Source organism: Micromonospora sp. NPDC057141 (genome assembly GCF_042670805.1).
In the GTDB taxonomy this organism is placed as follows: Bacteria; Actinomycetota; Actinomycetes; order Mycobacteriales; family Micromonosporaceae; genus Micromonospora.
In genome coordinates, this window is record NZ_JBHUVA010000057.1 from 24,869 (window position 1) to 44,208 (window position 19,340).

Annotated in this window: 15 protein-coding genes; 9 read left to right on the top strand and 6 right to left on the bottom strand. The window is 74.8% G+C overall.

All coding sequences use genetic code 11. The annotated features are described in order from the left end of the window. Positions 1–59: 59 nt before the first annotated feature. Complete coding sequence (locus tag ACFT41_RS23555; protein WP_377613986.1) at positions 60–2,369, bottom strand: AAA family ATPase; 2,310 nt, start codon at positions 2,367–2,369, stop codon at positions 60–62. Between the two features lie 188 nt (positions 2,370–2,557). On the opposite strand from ACFT41_RS23555, the gene ACFT41_RS23560 reads away from it, so the two are divergent. From ACFT41_RS23560 to ACFT41_RS23575, 4 genes are all read left to right on the top strand, one after another. Further along, positions 2,558–5,479 (top strand): helix-turn-helix transcriptional regulator, encoded by a 2,922-nt coding sequence (locus ACFT41_RS23560; protein WP_377589042.1) that lies wholly within the window; start codon positions 2,558–2,560, stop codon positions 5,477–5,479. A 134-nt stretch (positions 5,480–5,613) separates the two neighbouring features. Continuing rightward, positions 5,614–6,384, top strand: coding sequence for a DUF5995 family protein (locus tag ACFT41_RS23565; RefSeq protein ID WP_377613988.1), 771 nt, complete (start codon positions 5,614–5,616; stop codon positions 6,382–6,384). Between the two features lie 215 nt (positions 6,385–6,599). After that, positions 6,600–8,648 carry an amino acid transporter gene (locus ACFT41_RS23570; RefSeq protein ID WP_377589039.1) on the top strand — a complete coding sequence of 683 codons (2,049 nt, stop codon included), beginning with the start codon at positions 6,600–6,602 and terminating at the stop codon, positions 8,646–8,648. 188 nt (positions 8,649–8,836) lie between these two features. Beyond that, positions 8,837–10,372: a hypothetical protein gene (locus ACFT41_RS23575; protein ID WP_377589047.1), complete on the top strand. Its 1,536-nt coding sequence runs from the start codon at positions 8,837–8,839 to the stop codon at positions 10,370–10,372. A 182-nt stretch (positions 10,373–10,554) separates the two neighbouring features. Here ACFT41_RS23575 and ACFT41_RS23580 read toward each other — a convergent pair whose 3' ends face one another. From ACFT41_RS23580 to ACFT41_RS23600, 5 genes are all read right to left on the bottom strand, one after another. After that, the gene (locus ACFT41_RS23580; RefSeq protein ID WP_377589037.1) at positions 10,555–10,764 is read right to left on the bottom strand and encodes a hypothetical protein; all 210 of its coding nucleotides are present in this window, start codon (positions 10,762–10,764) and stop codon (positions 10,555–10,557) included. Positions 10,765–10,987: 223 nt separating this feature from the next. Then, positions 10,988–12,070 carry a helix-hairpin-helix domain-containing protein gene (locus ACFT41_RS23585; protein WP_377589036.1) on the bottom strand — a complete coding sequence of 361 codons (1,083 nt, stop codon included), beginning with the start codon at positions 12,068–12,070 and terminating at the stop codon, positions 10,988–10,990. A gap of 167 nt (positions 12,071–12,237) precedes the next feature. After that, entirely contained in the window at positions 12,238–13,587 is a 1,350-nt protein-coding gene (locus ACFT41_RS23590) for an FAD-dependent oxidoreductase (protein WP_377589035.1), read from the bottom strand. Between the two features lie 17 nt (positions 13,588–13,604). Further along, complete coding sequence (locus ACFT41_RS23595) at positions 13,605–13,955, bottom strand: TcmI family type II polyketide cyclase (RefSeq protein ID WP_377589034.1); 351 nt, start codon at positions 13,953–13,955, stop codon at positions 13,605–13,607. A gap of 95 nt (positions 13,956–14,050) precedes the next feature. Then, positions 14,051–14,860, bottom strand: coding sequence for a BTAD domain-containing putative transcriptional regulator (locus ACFT41_RS23600; protein WP_377589033.1), 810 nt, complete (start codon positions 14,858–14,860; stop codon positions 14,051–14,053). A gap of 423 nt (positions 14,861–15,283) precedes the next feature. Here ACFT41_RS23600 and ACFT41_RS23605 point away from each other — a divergent pair, with 423 nt between their 5' ends. From ACFT41_RS23605 to ACFT41_RS23625, 5 genes are all read left to right on the top strand, one after another. After that, positions 15,284–15,616 (top strand): TcmI family type II polyketide cyclase, encoded by a 333-nt coding sequence (locus ACFT41_RS23605; RefSeq protein ID WP_377589032.1) that lies wholly within the window; start codon positions 15,284–15,286, stop codon positions 15,614–15,616. Between the two features lie 40 nt (positions 15,617–15,656). After that, on the top strand, positions 15,657–16,385 hold the full coding sequence (locus ACFT41_RS23610) for an SRPBCC family protein (RefSeq protein ID WP_377589031.1): 729 nt from the start codon (positions 15,657–15,659) through the stop codon (positions 16,383–16,385). Continuing rightward, positions 16,378–16,809, top strand: a complete 432-nt coding sequence (locus tag ACFT41_RS23615) for a cupin domain-containing protein (protein WP_377589029.1) — start codon at positions 16,378–16,380, stop codon at positions 16,807–16,809. Before ACFT41_RS23610 ends, ACFT41_RS23615 begins: the two co-directional genes overlap by 8 nt. Beyond that, positions 16,806–18,104 (top strand): beta-ketoacyl-[acyl-carrier-protein] synthase family protein, encoded by a 1,299-nt coding sequence (locus ACFT41_RS23620; protein WP_377589028.1) that lies wholly within the window; start codon positions 16,806–16,808, stop codon positions 18,102–18,104. The genes ACFT41_RS23615 and ACFT41_RS23620 overlap by 4 nt, the downstream gene beginning before the upstream one ends. Further along, on the top strand, positions 18,101–19,340 hold a 1,240-nt coding region (locus tag ACFT41_RS23625; protein WP_377613987.1), incomplete at its 3' end, for a beta-ketoacyl synthase N-terminal-like domain-containing protein. The genes ACFT41_RS23620 and ACFT41_RS23625, both read left to right, overlap by 4 nt.

The following is a 19,340-nucleotide window of genomic DNA, read 5'->3' on the forward strand; positions in this document are numbered from 1 at the left end:
GTCCGAGCGTCGACGCCGGGTCGGAGGGCTCCGACGCTGGCCGGGGGTCGTGCGTGAGGTCAGCGGCGAGGTCGCCGCCAGGCCGGCCCCGGCGGACCTGGTGCCCCGGCTGGAGGCGCTGCTCTGATCCGCGTTCCGGCGCTGGACCGGCCAGGGGTTGCCCGGCGACCGGTCGCGCGGACCGGGCCGGCTGGTCGGACCGCGCTGGGCGCGGTGGCCGCGCTGGGCGGGCGTGATCGACCCCAGGTCGCCGACATGGGGCGTTCCGGCGCGGCCGAAGCCGCAATGTCGGCGACATGAAGCCGATCTCGGCGGTGTGGTCGGGTGCGCGATCGTTGCCGGAAGTGCTGGCCGGGGCCGGCACGTCGGTGTTCCCGCCCACACCGGCACCCGGAGCCGGACCGGACCGCGGCCGGGGCCGGGCGCCACGCCGGATGCGCCGGCCGGGTCAGGGCCGGGTGCGCCGCTTCGACCGGGGCCGGGCGCATCGCCTTGGCTGGGGCCGGGCGCGTCGTCTTGGCCGGGGCCGGGCGCGCCGCCGGGTGCGCCGAACGGGCCGGGGCCGGCAGCGTCGGCCGGAGCCGAGCCGGGGTCGGGGGCGTCGTGGGTCGCGCCGGCCGGGCCGGAGCCGTCGTCCCGGCGCGGCGGACGACGGCCGCCCGGACCGCCCGGGGCAGCCGGTCGCGCGCCACCCGACGCAGCGCCGGGTCGGCGACGTCGTACCCGCCCCGCGTCGCACGGCGCAACAGCCCGCGCGCGGTGAGCCGGTGCAGGATCGGCTCGGCGTGGCCCGCCGGCCAACCGAGGGCCCGGTCGACCGTCGCGGCGGCGACCCCCGGGCCCAGCGCGGCGCCTCCCGGGCCCAGCGCGGCGGCGACCATCAGCGTGGCGCGCTCCCGGCCGTCGCAGGCGTCCAGGCGGGCGCCGGCACTCGCCAGCACCCGCTGCGGCGGCTGCGCCGGGTCCGCGCCGTCGGCCAGCTGCCGCACGTATGCCTCGGCGTGCCCCGGCAGGCCCCCGACCAGGGGCAGCAGCCGGGTCGCCAGCGCCGCCGGCTGCCCGGCCCGGGCCAGCAGGCGCCGCAGCAGCCGCCCGGTCTCCACCGCCGCCAGCGGCGGCAACGACACCTCGTCGTGCCGGCTGTCCGGCCCGGGGTGGTCGATCGTCCACTCCGGACGCTGCGTCGTCACCACCGCCAGCGGCACCCCCCGGGCGACGGCCGCGGCGAACAGGGCACGCAGGAACCGGCCCGCCGCCGGGGCGGCCCGGTCGGCGTCGTCGACCGCCAGCACGACGGGCTGCCGGTCGGCCAGGCGCAGCAGCACCCGCTGCCACACCGCCGCGCCGACCGGCGACGACCCGTCGAGCAGTCCCTCCAGCGCGACCACCGTGGACAGCACCCGCCCCGAGGGAACCAGGCCGTCGAGCGCCGCCAGCAGCCGTTGGCGTACGGTCGCCGGCGCCTCGTCGGCGCGCAGGCCCGCGAACGCGCGCAGCAGGTCGGCGGCGGGCTCCAGCGGCCGCTCGGGGCACGGCGGGCAGGCCGCGACGTACCAGCGCACCGGCACGCCGTCGACGGCCTCGACCGCGCGGCGCAGCTCGTGCAGCACCCGGCTCCGGCCGCTGCCGGCCGGGCCGACCAGCGACACCCAGCGCGGGCCGCGCTCGCGGGCGGCGTGGACCACCCGGTCCCGGGCGGTGGCGAGCTGCCGGCGGCGGCCGACCAGCCGGCCGTGGTGGCGGCCCGGTTCGGGGTGGGTGGCCCCGACGGCGAGCGCGACGTCCATGGGCCGCGGCTTGCCCGCGACGGTCAGCGGGCCGAGCGCCCGGTGGACGATCACCCCGGCGGTGGCGCGTCGGGTGGCCGCGCAGACCACGACGCCGCCGGGCGGGGCGTGCTCCTGGAGGCGGGCGGCGGCGGTGATCACCGAGCCGCTGGCCATGCCGTGCGCGCCGTCGCGGATGGCCGCGACGTCCACCAGCGCCTCGCCGGTGGCGACCCCGACCCGGGTCCGCAGGGCTGCCACGCCGGGCAGGGCGCGCCCGTCCAGCGCGCGCTGGATCTCCAGCCCGGCCCGCACCGCCCGGTACGCGTCGTGGCCGTCGGACTCCCGGGCCCCGAACAGGGCCATCACCGCGTCGCCGACGTACTTCTCGACCACGCCTCCCCAGCGGGCGAGCACCCCGGCGACGGTGTCGAAGTAGGCGCGTTGCAGGGCCCGGACGTCCTCCGGGTCGAGCCGGTCGACCAGCGAGGTCGAGCCGACGATGTCGGCGAAGAGCACGCTGACCGTCCGTCGTTCCTCCGGCACCGGCCAGTCGGCCGGCGTCGACGACTGCGTTCCCTTGACGATCGTGGACATTGGCATCGCACCGCCTTTCCCCCCGCTTGGTGCCTGACGACCTCAGGAGACTCCCACCACCGGTCCGACGGGGGATCGGCAGAACGACGTATGTCGGCCTACCGCAACCTTTAGTCGCAATGTCGACGCGAGGCGTACCAGTGGGGGCGAAGACCCGTAGAACGGTCCGGGGACCTGTGACTAGGCTGCGAACCATGGCCAGCGATGTGGACCTCGCACCACTCGTCGGCCGTGCCGACCACCTCGCGACGCTGCGATCCGCGCTGCTCGACGGCGTGGGTCCGGGGCAGACGGCGGCGGTGTTCGTCACGGGCGAGAGCGGGGTGGGCAAGACCCGGCTGCTGCGCGAGGCGGGTGACCGGTTTCGCGCCGGGGGCGCGCTCGTGCTCACCGGCACGTGCCTCGACATCGGCGACTCGTCTCCCCTGCATCCGCTGCTGCAGGCGTTGCGGCGCTTCGACGCCGAGCTGACGGCCTCGCACGCGCGGACGTCGTCGGCGGTGCGCGGGCTGTTGCAGATGTTCGCCGCGGAGACGGCCGGCCCGGACGGGGCGGGTGCCCTGCTGGAGCGGGTCTCCCGGGGGTTGCACCTGGTCGCCCAGGGCCGCCCGCTGGTGCTGGTGCTGGATGATCTGCAGTGGGTCGACCGCAGCACCCGGCAGTTGCTGCTCTATCTGCTCGCCGGGCTGGGTGACCTGCAGTTGTCGGTGTTGGCGGCGGTGCGGGCCGAGTCGTTGCAGGGCGCGCACCCGCTGCGGCGGGTGTTGACCGAGCTGCGTCGCCTGCGGTCGGTGCGGGTGCTCGACCTCGCCCCGCTCGACCGTGCGGGCACCGAGCAGCTGGCTGCGGCGGTGGTGGGCGGGCCGCTGGTCGCCGAGGCGGCGGAGTCGCTGTGGCAGCGCAGTGGCGGGAACCCGTTCGTGGTCGAGGAGTTGGCGCGGGACCTGCGCGAGGGGCGCGACGGGCTGTCGGAGACGCTGCGGGAGGTGTTCCTGGCGCGGGTGGACGCGTTGCCGCAGGCCGCGCATGCGGTGGTGCACGCGGTGGCGGCCGGGGTGGAGCCGGTGGCGCACTGGCTGCTGGCGGAGGTGACGCGGCTGCCGGAGGGGGAGCTGATCGACGCGGTGCGGGCGGCGGTGGCGCACCGGTTGCTGGTGGGCGACGACGACGGGTACCGGCTGCGGCACCGGCTGGTGGCGGAGGTGCTCTCCGACGAGTTGCTGCCCGCGGAGCGGTCGGTGCTGCACCGCCGGTACGCGGAGGCGCTCACGACGGCCCCTGCCGAGCTGCACCAGGCGCGGCTGGCGCACCACTGGCGGTTGGCGGGGGAGCCGGCGCGGGCGCTGCCGGCGGCGGTGGCGGCGGCGCAGGAGGCCGAACGGCTGCACGGTTACGCCGAGGCGCACCGGCACTGGTCGGTGGCCCTGCAACTGGCCGGATCGCCGGCCGCCGGGGCGGCACCGGCCGACGGCGGGCTCGACGTCGGCCGCGCGGAGCTGCTGCGCCACGCTGCCGAGGCGGCCCACCACTGCGGCGAGCACGCCCGGGCGCTGTCCCTGTTGGAGGAGTTGGCCGCCGCCGCGGAAGCGCCCCCGGTCTGCGCGTTGCACATCCGACGGGCCCGTTACCTGGCCGCCGCCGGTCGGTCCGCGCCGGCCGAGGAGGAGTACCGGCGGGCCCTGGCCGCCGCCGACTGCACTCCCCAGGAACGGGCCACCGCCGCCGCGCACCTGGCCGAGCTGCTGCTGCACCTGGGCCGCTACGCCGACGCCGGCGACCGGGCCCGGGAGGCCCTGGAGCTGGCCGCCGCCGTGGAGGGGTCCGTCTCCGAGGTGGTGCTGGCCAGCATGGCGCTGGGCTTCAGCGAGGCATACCTGGAGGATCCGGACGCCGGGCTGGCGGTCATGCGCGAGGCCCTCGACACCGCCGAGCGGGCCGGTCGGCCCGAGGACGTGGCGTGCGCGTACCTGCACCTGGCGGAGCTGCTGACCGGGCCGCTGAACATCCTGGAGGAGGGGGTGGTGGTGGCCCGCCGGGGCGCCGAGCGGGTCGCCGAGCTGGGGCTGGGCCGCACGTACGAGACCCGGTTGCTGGCCATCGCCACGAACGGGCTGTTCCGGGTGGGGCAGTGGGCCGAGGCGGAGAAGGTGGTCGCGGCGGCGCTGCGGCACCGCCCGTCCGGCGCGGACGCCGTCGAGCTGCTGCTGGCCCGCTGCCGACTCTCCGTCGGGTACGGCGACATCGAAGCCGCCGACCGGGACCTGGAGGCCGTGGCCACCGTGCTGGCCGGCGGCGGGGCCCGGCACGTCATCCCGCTGCTCACCCTGCGCGCCGGGCTGGCCATGTGGCAGGGCCGGCACGACCTGGCCCGGCAGGCGGTGCAGCGGGGCCTCACCGAGAGCCGCTCCGACGACGTCGGCATCCTCGCCGCCCTGGTCTGGCACGGGCTGCGCGCCGAGGCAGAGGCGCACGCCGCCCGGGCCACGGTGGACACCACGGCGGTGCGCCGGCTGCGCGAGGTGGCCGTGCGGGTGGCCCGAAAGAGCGAACACGCCGCCCGGCCGGTGCGCGACGTCGTCGACGGGTTCCTGGCGCTGTGCGACGCCGAGGTCAGCCGCCTCGACGGCAGCGACCCGCAGCTGTGGGCGCGCTCGGTGACCGAGTGGGACCGCCGACACCATCCGTACCCGGCGGCGTACTCGCGGCTGCGGCAGGCCGAGGCGCTGCTGGCCCGGCGCAGCCGCACGGCGATGGCCGGCAAGCTGCTGCGCGAGGCGTACCAGGTGGCGCAGGGGCTGGGCGCGGAGCCGTTGAGCACCGAGATCCGCACGTTGGCGACCCGGGCACGGGTGGCGTTGGAGGACCGGGGCGCCTCGGCCGAGGGGCGCTCGGCGGCCGGGGCCGAGCCGTCCGGCGACGAGCTGACGGTGTTGACGGCCCGGGAGCGCGAGGTGCTCGCCGCGGTGGCCGAGGGGCTGACCAACAGGGAGATCGGCCAGCGGCTGTTCATCAGCGAACGCACCATCGGCGTGCACGTGTCGCACATCTTCGACAAGCTCCAGGTGCGCACCCGCGTGCAGGCCAGCGCGATCTTCCTGCGTAACCGTCCCGAGTAGACGCCGACGACGTACGCCCGTCGCCCGGTTATACGTCGTTCTACTGATCCGCCGCACGGACCACGGCTGAGAGGCTGTGCCCCGACGCCGCGGCACGGGAATGGCGCGGCGCGCAGGGGGGAGGACGAATGGGGTTGGGCGAACCGGTCTGGGGCCCGGTACATGAGGACATCGTGGGGCTGCTCGCCGACCACCCGGCGGACGTGCCGGCGGTGGTCGACCACCTCACCAAGCTCCAGGACCTGCTGGTGCGGCTGCCCCCGCTGGAGCGCAGCTGCCCCCTGGCGGACTTCAACGAGCTCTACCTGACCATCACCACCAGCGTGCTGAACGGCCTGTACGACGACCGCTTCGCCGACCCGGTCTTCCTGGCCCGGCTCGACGTGGAGTTCGCCGCCCGCTACTTCGACGCGCTGCGCTACTGGACGGAGTCCAGCCCGGCCACCCCCCGGGCCTGGGCCTGCCTGTTCCGGCGGATGCGTGGTCCGGACGCCCGGCCGCTGCCGTCGGCCGCGGCCGGGGTGAACGCCCACATCAACTTCGATCTGCCGTTCGCGCTGGTGACCACGTTCGACAGCCTGGAGTCCGAGCCGGTCGACGGCACCGACCAGCACCGCGACTACCTGGAGATCAACCAGATCTTCGCCGAGCGGATCCCGGAGCTGCGGCGCGGCTACCTGGACAACTGGCAGCTCATGATCGACATGCTCAACGGCGACATCGACGACTGGTACCAGGGCGAACTGGTCGAGTACACCCGCAACGTGGCCTGGCGCAACGCCCAGAAGATCTGGCGCTGCCGGCACGATCCGGAGGCCCGCGAGTGTGAGCGCGTACGGCTGGACGACAACGCCGCCGCGCTCGGCCGGCTGCTGCTCTCGCCCCTCGGGGCGTTCCTGCAGTAGCCGGGTACGGGGGGTCCCCGCGCTACCGGGGGGGAAGCGCGGGGACACCCCCTGTCCGTGCCACCTCGATGCCCACGTGGCCGCCTGGTCCGCCGCGCTGAGCTGACCGGCCGTCCGGTGCGTCGACGCGGACCCGCCCGACTTTCCTCGCCGGTTCGGCCAGGACGGGCGGCGGGTTGCGCCTACGGTCGGGTCAGGGCGTGGAGGGGGCGCGCATGGCGCAGCGGCGGGACGGTGGGCAGCCGAGGCGGACCTGGGGTCACCGGCGTCCGGCGGTCCCGAGCGACCAGGTGGTGGTCCCGGCGTGCGTCGAGCGGGCGACCCGTCCTGAGCAGCCCGCCGGCCGGCTCGGCCGCTGGCTGTTCCAGCACCGGGTGCCGCCCGTGGGGCCGGAGGCCGGGGAGGCGCAGGGCCGGGCGCACCCGTGGTGGCAGGTGATGTGCCTGACCGGGGTGGACTACTTCTCCACCTTGTCGTATCTGCCCGGCATCGCCGCGCTGGCGGCCGGGGCGCTCTCCCCGCTGGCGACGCTGTTGATCGTGGCGCTGACCCTGTTCGGGATGCTGCCGATGTACCGGCGGGTGGCCCGGGAGAGCCCGCACGGGCAGGGCTCGGTGGCGATGCTGGAGCGGCTGCTGCCGTTCTGGCGGGGCAAGATCTTCGTCCTGGTCCTGCTCGGCTTCGTGGCCACCTCGTGGATCATCACGATCACCCTCTCCGCCGCCGACGCCACCGTCCACCTGTTGGAGAACCCGTACCTGCCGGCGTCCTTCCCGCGCGGCACCCTCGCCGCCGTGGCGGTGACCGTGCTGCTGCTGGTGGTCCTCGGCGGGGTCTTCCTGCTGGGGTTCCGCGAGGCGGTGACGGTGGCCGTACCCCTGGTCGTGGTCTTCCTCGGGCTGAACGCCGTGATCGTCGCGGCGGGCGCGGCGGCGATAGTGGCGGACCCGGCCACGGTGGGGGACTGGACCGCTGCCCTGACGGCCGGCGGCGGCGGGGTCGGCGGCCTGCTCGGCCCGGCGGTGCTGGCCTTCCCACTGCTGGTCCTGGGCCTGTCCGGCTTCGAGACCGGGGTGAGCATGATGCCGCTGGTGCGCGGCGACGGCCCGGACGCCGAGCGGCGGCTCGCCGCCCGGATCCGCAACACGCGCCGACTGCTCACCGCCGCGGCGCTGATCATGTCGGTGTACCTGGTCGCCACCACCTTCGTCACCACCGTGCTGATTCCCGCGCGGGAGTTCCGGCCGGGTGGGGCGGCCAACGGCCGGGCGCTGGCCTGGCTGGCGCACGAGCAGCTCGGCGAGGCGTTCGGCACGGTCTACGACGTCAGCAGCGTGCTGATCCTCTGGTTCGCCGGTGCCTCGGCGATGGCCGGTCTGATCAACATCGTGCCGCGCTACCTGCCCTCGTACGGGATGGCGCCGGAGTGGGGCCGGGCGGTGCGCCCGGTGGTGATCGTCTACACGCTGATCAGCATCGTGCTCACCGTCGCGTTCCGCGCGGACGTCAACGCGCAGGCCGGCGCGTACGCCACCGGGATCCTGGCGATGATGGTCTCCGGCGCGGTGGCGGTGACGATCGCGACGGCCCGCGCCCGTCACCGGTTCGCGGCGGTCGGCTTCGCCGTGCTCACCGTCGTCCTGCTCTACGCCCTCGTGGAGAACGTGATCGCCAAGCCGGACGGGATCGCCATCTCCGGCCTGTTCATCGCGGGCATCATCGGCGTCTCGCTGATCTCCCGGGTCACCCGCACCACGGAGCTGCGCGCCGACCGGATCGAGTTCGACGACGACGCCCGCCGGTTCGTCGCCGAGTCCCTCGCCCACGACGGCCGGCTGCACCTCATCGCCAACAAGCGCGGCAGGGGGGCGGTGAAGGAGTACACGGTCAAGGAGCGCGCGCAGCGCGGCATGAACCCGGTGCCGGGCGCCGCTGACGTGCTCTTCCTGGAGGTCGACGTGGTCGACCCGTCGGAGTTCAGCCGGGTGCTGCGGGTGCACGGGGTGCAGGTCGGGCGGTACCGGGTGCTGCGGGCGGCCAGTCCCGCCGTGCCGAACGCGATCGCCGCGATCCTGCTCGCGCTGCGCGACGCCACCGGGGTCCGCCCGCACGCGCACTTCGAGTGGTCCGAGGGCAATCCGATCGCCCACCTGCTGCGCTATCTCATCCTGGGGCGCGGCGACACCCCGCCCGTGGTGCGGGAGATCATCCGCAAGTCGGAGCGGGACCCGTCGCGTCGCCCCGGCATCCACGTCGGCGGCTGAGCGGCGAGGGATACGCCCGAGAGTTACCGATCTACCCCTTTAGACGTGAATTAAACGTTTATTCATGTACGCCTGACTTGCCCTCTTTCACTCCGTATCGTGACCTTCGGTGGTTGCCGCGAGGTACGCCATCCGGCGCCCCGTTCCGGCGTCGCCGCGTCATTTCGTGCAGGAGAGGCAGGACCGTGATGTTCACGTACCAGGGCAACCGGCGAGCGACGCCCGGCAGGCGACGGTCCCGGTGGTTCTTAGCCGGCGGCGTGGTGGCCGGCAGCCTGGTGGTCGGCGCGGCCGGTGCCACCGGCGTCGCCGCCCTGGCCGCCAACCGTGTTCCCGGCGTCACCGACCAGGGGCGGGCGGCGGCCGTGCGCGACGACGGCCCCGACGCGGGGCGGTGGACCGACGAGGACACCCCGGGCGGCCCCCGCCGGCCCGCCGGCAGGCCGGACGAGGCGGGCGCCCCGGACGGGCCGGGTGCGCGCCGGCCGCCCCTGCTCACCGTGCCCTGCGACTCGGCCCGGCTCGTCGCCGCGCTCGTGCAGGCCAACGCGGAGGGTGGGGCGACGGTGCGGCTCGCGCCGAAGTGCACCTACACGCTCAGCCACGCCTTCCAACAGCCCGACGAGTACGACGGCGGCATCCGCGACGCCCGGGAGGCCGCCGACGCCGCCGAGACCCCCGGCGACGCCGAACTGCCGCCGCGCCAGCCGGGCGATGACAACACCGGCCTACCGGTGATCTACCAGGCGATCACCGTCGAGGGGTCGGGGGCGACCATCGCCCGGGGCGGGAACGCCGAGACCTTCCGCTTCTTCACGGTGCGCGACGGCGGCGAGCTGACCCTGCGCGACGTCGTCCTGCGCAACGGCCGGTCCACCGCGGAGGGTGGCAGCGTGCACGTCGTGCACGGGGCCACGGCCGTCCTCGAACGCACCACGGTCGTCGGCAGCACCTCCGTCTCGGCGAAGGAGGGCGGCGGCGGGGTCTTCAACGACGGCAACATGGTGGTCCGCGAGAGCCGGTTCGTCGGCAACTCGGCCGCCGGCGCCGAGGGCAAGGGCGGTGGCATGCTCAACGGTGGCGTGCTGACCATGACGAAGACGGAGTTCCGCGACAACAGCGCCAACGGCTACGGCGGCGGGCTCGCCAACTACCGGGGCGCGGCCGACATCGCCACCACGATTCTCGCGCACAACATCGCGGGACAGGGGGGCGGCCTGGCCAGCTTCTCGGCCCGGACGAAGGTCGAGGACACCCGGGTCGTGGACAACACCGCCGGGGCCGGCGGCGGCATCGCGAACTCCGACGCGGTGCTGGTCCTGCGCGGCCTGGTCGTCGAGGGCAACACCGCCAGCGGCAACGGCGGGGGCATCTCCAGCGTCCAGGGCCTGCTGCCGATGGACGACAGCGTCGTCACCGGCAACCACGCCCGGGGCAACGGCGGTGGCATCTTCGCCGACCGCTCCAACCTCCTGGTACGCACCAGCGAGGTGAGCGGCAACGCCGCCGCCGGCGCGAAGTCCACCGGCGGCGGCATCCACACCATCGCCGGGCAGCTCTCCCTGTTCAAGAGCAAGGTGGTGGGCAACAGCTCGACGCTGCCCCCGGGCGGGATCTTCGCCGACCGGGCCCGGGTCAGGATCGACGACGCCAGCGTCATCATCGAGAACCGGCCCACCAACTGTGTGGGCAGCAAGGTCACGATCGCCCACTGCTTCCGCTGATCGCCTGATCCACCTGACCTGCCCGATCCACCTGACCCGCCCGGTCCGGCCGGCGGCGGGATCTTGGTCAGTTCCTGTTCGCTCGTGACGGCAACTGTCCAAGAACGCTGGCAGGGATCGCGACGCGAAGCGGCCCGCCCCCGCGATCGGGGGCGGGCCGCAATCGTGTCGTGCCGCTCGTCCTACTCGGACGGCTCGGGAAGCTCGCAGTCGACCTTCGGGTTGGCGCCGATGTAGTTCAACGGCCCGGCGACGATGGTCACCAGGATGGTGCCCGCCTCGGCGCAGTTGGTGTCGTCGCCGTTGTAGTAGCCCCGCTGCCCAGCGGCGATGGCGCCGATGACCAGCCAGATGACAAGGATGATTCCCAGAATCGACGGGCCGCGCCGCATGGGTTCCTCCCGGGTCGTGGTGGGTTTCGAGGTGCGACCGATGTACCCAACCGCCCCGAGCGGCTAAACGACCGCCGCCCCGCCTGCGCAGACGCGGGCGGGGCGGCAGCGCAGACGCAGGCGGGGATGTGGGCGGCCTGGCGGTATCCGGGCCGGCGGATCCGCCCGTGCCGGCGACATGGCGGTCCCTCGCGCCGGTGACCCGGCGCCGGCCCGGCGTTCGTCAGTCGGCGGTGCCGCCCGCCGGGAGCACCCGGTCGGCCTCGGCCGGGGCACCGGTGAGGACCTTGGCCTGCTGGGGCCACGTGGCCAGGCTGGGCGCGGCCCGCAGGCCGGCGGCGCGGATCGTCTCCCGCAGGGCCGCCTCGTCGAGGTCGGCGAGCTGCCGGTAGGTGCGGATGCCGGCGTCCTGGAGCGCGGCGGCCATCTTCGGGCCGATGCCCTGGATGCGACGGAAGTCGTCGGCCGACCCGGTCGACGCCGCCCCGCCGACGGCCGGCGCGGGCCCGGGCTCGACCGGGGCGGCGGCTGCGGGCTCGACCGGGGCGTCCTGCGCCTCGGACCCGTCGGTGGCGGGCGACACGGCGTCGTCGACCGGGATACGCGGCGCGGGGACGACGGGCGTCGTGGCCGCTGCCTCCGCCACCGGCTGGGCCGGCGCGCTCTCCGCCACCGGCTCGGGCTCGGCCACCGGCTCGGGCTCGGCCACCGGCTCGGGCTCGGCCACCGGCTCGGCCACCGGCTCGGGCTCGGCCACCGGCTCGGCCACCGGCTCGGGATCCGTCGCCGGCTCGGCGGACGCCACGGCGACCGGCTCGGGCTCCGGGGCGTCGGCGGTCGCCGCCGGCTCGTCGGTCCGGTCGGGCACCGGTGCGGCGTCCCCGGCGGGCACGCTGGCGGCAGGGGCGGTGTCGACCACCGGCCCGGGGCGGTCACCGTCGCCCGTGTCGGAGGGAGAGCCACCGGCCGCGGGGGCGTCGTCCGTGGCGGTGGGGGTGAACGCGACCGGGTCGGCGTCGCCGAGGACCCCGCCGGGCGGGGTGGGGGAGGCGGTGTCCGGGGTGGGCCGGTCGAGGACGGCGACGGGGGCCGCCGCCGGGGCGACCGTCGCCTCCGGCCGCTGCTCGTCGACGGTGGCCTCGGGGGCGGCGCTGGACACCGCCGCCACGCCGGCGACGGGGTCACCCTCCACGATGGGCGTCGCGCCGGTGGGCGTGTTCTGCCGGCCACGCAGCGCCCATCCGGCTGCCGCACCCACCAGCAGCGCCAGGATCACGATCAGCCATTGCCCGAAACTCGACGGCACGTCGAACCTCCCTCTTGTGAGAGCGTCGGTGAAAAGTCGCGAGAAAAATCCGTCGCAGCTTCGCACACGCGCCGTGTCGGCGACAGGGAGGTCCGGGCGCTTCCGGCGCTGGTGGGGCGCTTCGAACCCGGGGTGGCGTCAAGGTGACCGAGAGTGAGGCGGCGTACTCAGTCCTCCTCGCCCCGGTAGGTGTAGAAGTCGTCGACGAACTTGCGTCGCAGCCGGGGCACCCGACTGGTGATCCCGAAGTAGCCGCGCGCCCCGAGCAGCGCGAGTCGTCCGACCACCGGACGGTAGATCCGGTCGTCGCCGCTGGTGCCGCTGCGGTGCAGCGAGTCGTGCACCCGGGCGAACCCGTACGGGAGCATGGCGGCCTCGTAGTCGGCGACCGCCTGCACCAGGGTCTTCTCGCCGGCGGCGGCCGACCTGATCTGCCGGCAGAGCAGGGCGGCGTCGCGCAGGGCGGTGTTCGCGCCGACCCCGCGCCCCGGGGTCATGGTGTGGATGGCGTCGCCGAGCAGGGTGACGGTGCTGCTCTTCCAGGCCGGTACGGGCTCGGAGGTGGACACCTTGATGGGCAGGGCGCTGCCGGGATCGCTGCGGGCCAGCAGTTCCCGCAGGTGGGGGTGCCAGTTGTGGGTGAGTTCCTGGGCGAGCCGGACCAGGTCCTCGCCGCGGCGGCGCATCACGTCGGCCGGGAACCTGCGGGCCGTACTCCAGATGATGAAGTTGATGTTGTCGCGGGTGGTGTCGTGGCGCAGGCCGGGCCAGCGGCGCAGCAGGTCGGCGTCGGCGTCGGCGACGCCGGGCTTGGGGTCGCCGTTGCGGTCCCACCTGAACTCCATCACGTGCAGCACGCCCATCATCCCGCCCGCGCCGAAGACCAGCGAGATGCCCTGCGCGACGCGTTCGGGCAGCAGCGACCGGGTGTGTTCGGTCAGCGGGATCCGGGTGGCGATGTTGATGGTGCCGGCGTCCCTGATCACCGCGTGCGGCAGGTACTGGCGGCGTACGGCGGAGTGCGTGCCGTCGGCGGCGACCAGCAGGTCGCCGGTGGCCGTGGTGCCGTCGGCGAAGTGCGCGGTGACCGTGCCGTCGTCGCGTTGCTCGTAGTGGGTGAACGTCCTGTCGAACTCGACGGTGTCCTCCAGGCCGGTGAGCAGGACCTGGCGCAGGGTCATCCGGGCGACCGAGCGTTCGGTGTCGACGTCGTCGGTGTCCGGGCGCAGCGGGAACGAGGCGGTCTGCCGCAGCCGTTCGGTGACGACGTTGAAGTAGCGGGGGCCGCGGGCGCAGGTGACGGCGAAGATGTCGAACAGCTCCGGCGGGAGGCACTCCCGCAGCGCCTTGCTGCCGGTGGGCCCGATGCCGACCCGGTAGCCGAGCAACCCGTCGGCGCGGGTGGCGTGGCGTTCGTGGACGGAGACGCGGATTCCGGCCCGGCGCAGCCCGTGGGCCAGGCACAGGCCGCCCGTGCCGGCCCCGATGATCACCACGTGCGGTGGGTTGGCCACCATGGTCCCGGCTTCCCGGCTCAGCCGGCCGTGCCGGTGGCGCCGACCGACGAGGTGGCGTCCCAGCTGTAAAAGCAGCCGGCGAGCGCGTCACGCGGTGAGCGCCAGGTCGGCAGGTACGGCGAGGTGTGCGCGGAGAGCCGCTCGTTGACCTGGCGGTAGAGCGGGTGGTTGCGGGCCGCGGCCAGGGCATCGGCGTCGACGTCGGCGGTCTCCATCAGGTGTACGCACAGGTCGTGCAGGCAGTACAGGGAGCGGTGCCGGACGCCGGTGAGGCCCGGTAGCTCCGTCGCGTCGGACTCGGCGAAGATCTGCGCCACGCGTCCCTCCGCGCCAGGGATGATCCTGCTGACGATCAGTAGACGACTCATGGGACCCCTCCCGCAGGCGGTGCTCCTGGATCAAGGTCGGGCGACCACGGCACCGGTTCTGCGACCACCATGCCGACCGCTCTGTCACGTTGCTGTCACCGTGGGTGTGTTTGTGGTGACGCGCCGGGCCGGCGCGGCTCGGGAGGCGTCGGGCGGCTGGCCTGCCGGATGGGCGCGAGCGTGTCGTGCAGCAGGGCGGTCATCGCCGGGGACGGCTCCAGGCGTAGTTCCCGCAGGATCAGGTCGCGATAGGCGTAGAAGGCGTGCACGGCCTCGAAGACGTTGCCCTCGGCGAGGTGGACGCGCACCACCAGCCGGTGCGGGGTCTCGCGCAGCGGCTCGGCGGCCATGGCCTCCAGCGCGGCCTCCAGGGCCTCGCCGTGCCGGCCCGCCGCGAGGTGGTTGCGGGCCACCTGTTCCAGCATGTGCAGCCGCAGTTGGCGCAGGCGTTCGCGTTCCAGCAGCACCCAGTCGTCGTACCAGCCGGGGAGCAGATCGTGCCGGCCGGCGGTGAGGGCGGTGCCGGTGCTGCCCGGGTCGTCTCCGTCGCGGACGCGGGCGGCGGTGCTGGTCAGGTCGTCGACGTCGAGCCGTACGTGGGGGTCGAGGCTGGTGGTGTCGCCGGTCGTGACCAGGGGGCAGCACGGGTCCTGGCGCAGCCGCCACAGCGCGGTGCGCAGCGAGGACAGCGCCCGTTCCTCCGGCGCCTCGGGCCAGAGCAGGCCGGCGAGGTGGCTGCGGGTGGCGCCGGGGCGCAGCCCGATGAGCGCGAGGACCCGTTGCAGACCACGGGGCACGACGACGGGGGTTTCGTCGTGCAGCAGGCGGAATCCGCCGAGCAGGTGCAGCGAGACGTCCGGGGTGGGGGCGTCGCCCGTGGTCGGCGTGGGCGGATCAGCGGTCACGGCGGTACCCCCTGCACCGGACCTCGTCCGGACTCCTCGTGCGTCCCGGCGTGCTCGCCCCGGGGACGCCACTGTCTCCGGTGGCTCCACGCGGCGCGGCTCGGGTGCCGCGACCGCCGGGCTGGCCCGCTCGAAGATTAACAACAATGATTACGGTGAGTCAACACGGCGTGGGGCGCGGTCGATGCCATCGTGGACGGCGAAGTGCCTGCCAACTGCGAATACTTGTCGCCATCGGGTCTGCCCTCTCAGTCGAAGCATGGATTGTCCACAGGATTCATCAACGCAGCGTCACGGTTGATCGTGTCCGGGAGGGGGCGGCGGTGACGCCTCGGTGACGGCGGTGCGCGCACCGTGGCGGCAGTCGTCCCGCGTGACGGCGAGTTCACGCCGCGCCGTCGCGCGCCCGAGGGAGGCACGTCCATGGACCGTTCGCTGATTGTCGCCAGGGTGGTTCCCGATGCCGAGGAACAGGTCGCCGAGATCTTCGCCGAGTCCGACGCGACGGAACTGCCGCACCTGGCCGGGGTCCGGCACCGGTCGCTGTACCGGCTGGGCGACCTCTACGTCCACCTGCTGGAGACCGAGCGGCCGGGGGAGACCGCCGTGGCGGGAATCCGGGAGCACCCCGAGTTCGCCCGGGTCAGCGAGCGGCTGCAGCCCTACGTCTCGCCGTACCTGCCGACGTGGCGCTCGCCCCGGGACGCCATGGCGCGCTGCTTCTACCGCTGGGACCACGCGGGGCGGCGGCCGTGACCGCCGTCGGTCCGTCCGGCCCCGACCAGAGGAGGAAACGATGACCGTCACCCACGGCCGACCGCTCACCGCCGAGATCGCCGAGATCCTGGTGGCGAACTGCGGCTTGGACGCCGAGGCCGCGGCCCGGGAGCCCGCCGCGTCCCTGGCGGACCTCGGCATGGACTCCCTCGCCCTGCTCGAACTGTCCGCGGTGGTCGCCGACCGGTACCGGGTGCGCCTGCCCGAGGACGCCGCCCGGCTGAGCATCGCCGAGGTCGCCGACCTGGTGTCCCGGGCTACCGACCCGCCCGGGCACACCGAGAACAGCATCGTCGTCGCCGCGCCGCTGCGGCTGGTGTGGGAGCTGACCAACGACGTGGCGAACTGGCCGAACCTGTTCACCGAGTACGCCTCGGCGCAGATCCTCGAACGCGACGGCCGCACCGTGCGGTTCCGCCTCACCATGCACCCCGACGAGAACGGCGCCGTGTGGAGCTGGGTGAGCGAGCGCACCACCGACTGGGAGAACCGCGAGGTGCGGGCGCACCGGGTGGAGACCGGCCCGTTCGAGTACATGCGCATCCACTGGCGCTACGACACCGAGCCCGACGGCACCCGGATGACCTGGGTGCAGGACTTCGCGATGCACCCGAGCGCCCCGCTGGACAACGCCGGGATGACCGAGCGGATCAACACCAACAGCCGCGTCCAGCTCGCGGTCATCAAGGAACGGATCGAGCGGGCGGCGCGGGCCGGCTCCGCCACCACGGGAGGCGATGATGAGTGAGACCACCGCCCGGCGCACGGCCGACGACCCGGCGTACCGGACGGTCGCCGCCCGCGACGTCCCGGCCGACCGGCGGCGCGGCGGCGAGCTGCGGGTGCTGCTCGGGCCGGGGACGGTCGGCAGCACCTCCGGGTTCATGGGGGTCGCCGGCCTCGCCCCGGGCGAGCGCATCGCCGAGCACTACCACCCGTACAGCGAGGAGTTCCTGTACGTGGCGCGGGGGGCGATCACCGTGGACCTGGACGACCGGCCGGTGCCGCTGGCCGCCGGGGAGGCGCTGTTCGTGCCGGTCAACGTGCGGCACCGGCTGCGCAACACCGGCGAGGAGCCGGCCGAGGTGGTCTTCCACCTGGGCCCCCTCGCGCCCCGGCCGGAGCTGGGACACGTCGACACCGAGCTGGCGGAACAGCGGGGCCCGTCGTGACCGCGCGCCGCACGGTGGTGACCGGCATCGGGGTGGTCGCCCCCGGCGGCGTGACCCGGGACCGGTTCTGGAAGACGATCACCGAGGGACGTACGGCGACGCGGCGGATCACGTTCTTCGACCCGGCGCCGTTCCGCTCCCGCATCGCCGCCGAGTGCGACTTCGACCCGATCGCCGCCGGGCTCACCGAGGCCGAGCGGCGCCGCGCCGACCGGTACGTGCAGTTCGCCCTGGCCTGCTCGATCGAGGCGGTCGCCGACAGCGGCCTGGAGCTGACCGACGCGCAGCGCGACCGCGCCGGGGTGGTGCTGGGCACCGCCGTCGGTGGCACCATGGCCCTGGAGCAGGAGTACGTGGCCGTCAGCGACGCCGGCAGCCGCTGGCTGGTCGACCACGACCGGGGCGGGCCGTACCTGTACCAGGCGCTCGTGCCCAGCAGCCTCGCCGCCGACGTGGCCTGCCGGCACGGACTGCACGGCCCTGCGCAGGTGGTCTCCACCGGCTGCACCTCCGGCATCGACGCCATCGGGTACGCCCACCAGCTCATCGCCGACGGCGAGGCCGACATCGTCCTGGCGGGGGCGGCGGACTCGCCGATCTCCCCGGTCACGGTCGCCTCCTTCGACGCGATCAAGGCGACCAGCCCCGACAACGACGACCCGGCGCACGCGTCCCGCCCGTTCGACGCCGACCGGCACGGCTTCGTCCTCGCCGAGGGCGCGGCGGTGCTGGTGCTGGAGGAGTACGGGCACGCCCGCCGCCGCGGGGCGCACGTCTACTGCGAGGTCGCCGGGTACGCCAGCCGTAGCAACGGCTACCACATGACCGGGCTGCGCCCCGACGGGCTGGAGATGGGGCTGGCCATCTCGGCGTCGCTGAAGCAGGCGCGGCTGATCCCGCAGCAGGTCTCCTACATCAGCGCGCACGGCTCCGGCACCCGGCAGAACGACCGGCACGAGACGGCGGCGTTCAAGCGGGCCCTCGGCGAGGCCGCCCACCGGGTGCCGATCAGCTCCATCAAGTCCATGGTGGGACACTCCCTCGGCGCGATCGGTTCCATCGAGATGGCCGCCTGCGCCCTCGCCATCGAGTACGGCGTGGTGCCGCCCACGGCCAACTGGGCCACCCGCGACCCGGAATGCGACCTGGACTACGTGCCGAACGTGGCCCGGGAGCTGCCGGTGGACGTGGCGCTGTCGGTGGGCAGCGGGTTCGGCGGCTTCCAGTCGGCGATGGTGTTCCGCCGGGTGGGCGGCACGGCGCAAAGCGGCACGGCGCTGGGCGGGGCGGCGTGACCACCCGGGCGGTGGTCACCGGCATCGGGGTGGTCGCCCCGAGCGGCATCGGTGCCGAGGCGCACTGGTCCACGGTGGTCTCGCGGACCCGGTGCACCGGGCCGATCACCCTGTTCGACCCGGCGTCCTACCCCACCCGCGTCGCCGGTGAGGTGTCCGACTTCGAGGCGTTGACCTGGGCGGACAACCGCCGGCTGGTGCAGACCGACCGGTGGACGCACCTGGGGTTCGCGGCCACCCGGCTGGCGCTGGCTGACGCCGGGCTGCCCGAACTCGCCCCCGACCCGTACGGGTACGCGGTGACCCTGGCCAGCTCGTCGGGCGGGAACCTGTTCGGGCAGCGGGAGCTGCAACGGCTGTGGGGCGGGCCGTCGCGCACCGTCGGGGCGTACCAGTCGATCGCCTGGTTCTACGCCGCCAGCGTCGGGCAGCTCTCCATCCACCACCAGTTCAAGGGCCCCTGCGGGGTAGTGGTCAGCGAGTCGGCCGGCGGGCTGGACAGCCTCGCGCACGCGGTGCGCACCGTGCGGCGGGGCACCCCCGTGGTGATCGCCGGGGCCACCGAGTGCCCGCTGAGCCCGTACGCGCTGGCCTGCCAGCTGCGGTCCGGGCTGCTCAGCGCGGAGGAGGACCCCGCGCGGGCGTACCGGCCGTTCGACGTCGAAGCCGCCGGGTACGTCCCGGCGGAGGGCGGCGCGGTGTTCGTGGTGGAGGAGCTGTCGCACGCCCTGGCCCGGGGGGCCCGCATCTACGGGGAGGTCACCGGCTGGGGCGCCACCCACGACGCGGTGCACACCGGCCCCGACTCGGCCGGCAACCCCGCCCAGTACGCGCGGGCGATGCGGCTGGCCCTGGACCGGGCCGGCGTCGCCCCGGGCGACGTGGACGTGGTGCTGCCCGACGCGCTGGGCACGCCCCGCCACGACCGGGCCGAGGCCGACGCGCTGCGCGCGGTGTTCGGGGCCCGCCCCGTGCCGGTGACCACGGCCAAGCCGCTGACCGGCCGGGCACACCAGGGCGGGTCGGCGCTGGACGTGGCCACGGCGCTGCTGGCCTTCGCCCACGACACGCTGCCCGCCTCCGCCGGCCCGGACCGGCCGGCCGACGGCTGCGAGCTGGACTTCCTGCGTGAGCCCCGCCGGCCAGCGTCCCGGGTGGCGCTGGTCGCCGCCCGGGGTTTCGACGGTTTCAACAGCGCGCTGGTGCTGCGGGGCGCGGCGGCGCGCCCCGCAGCAC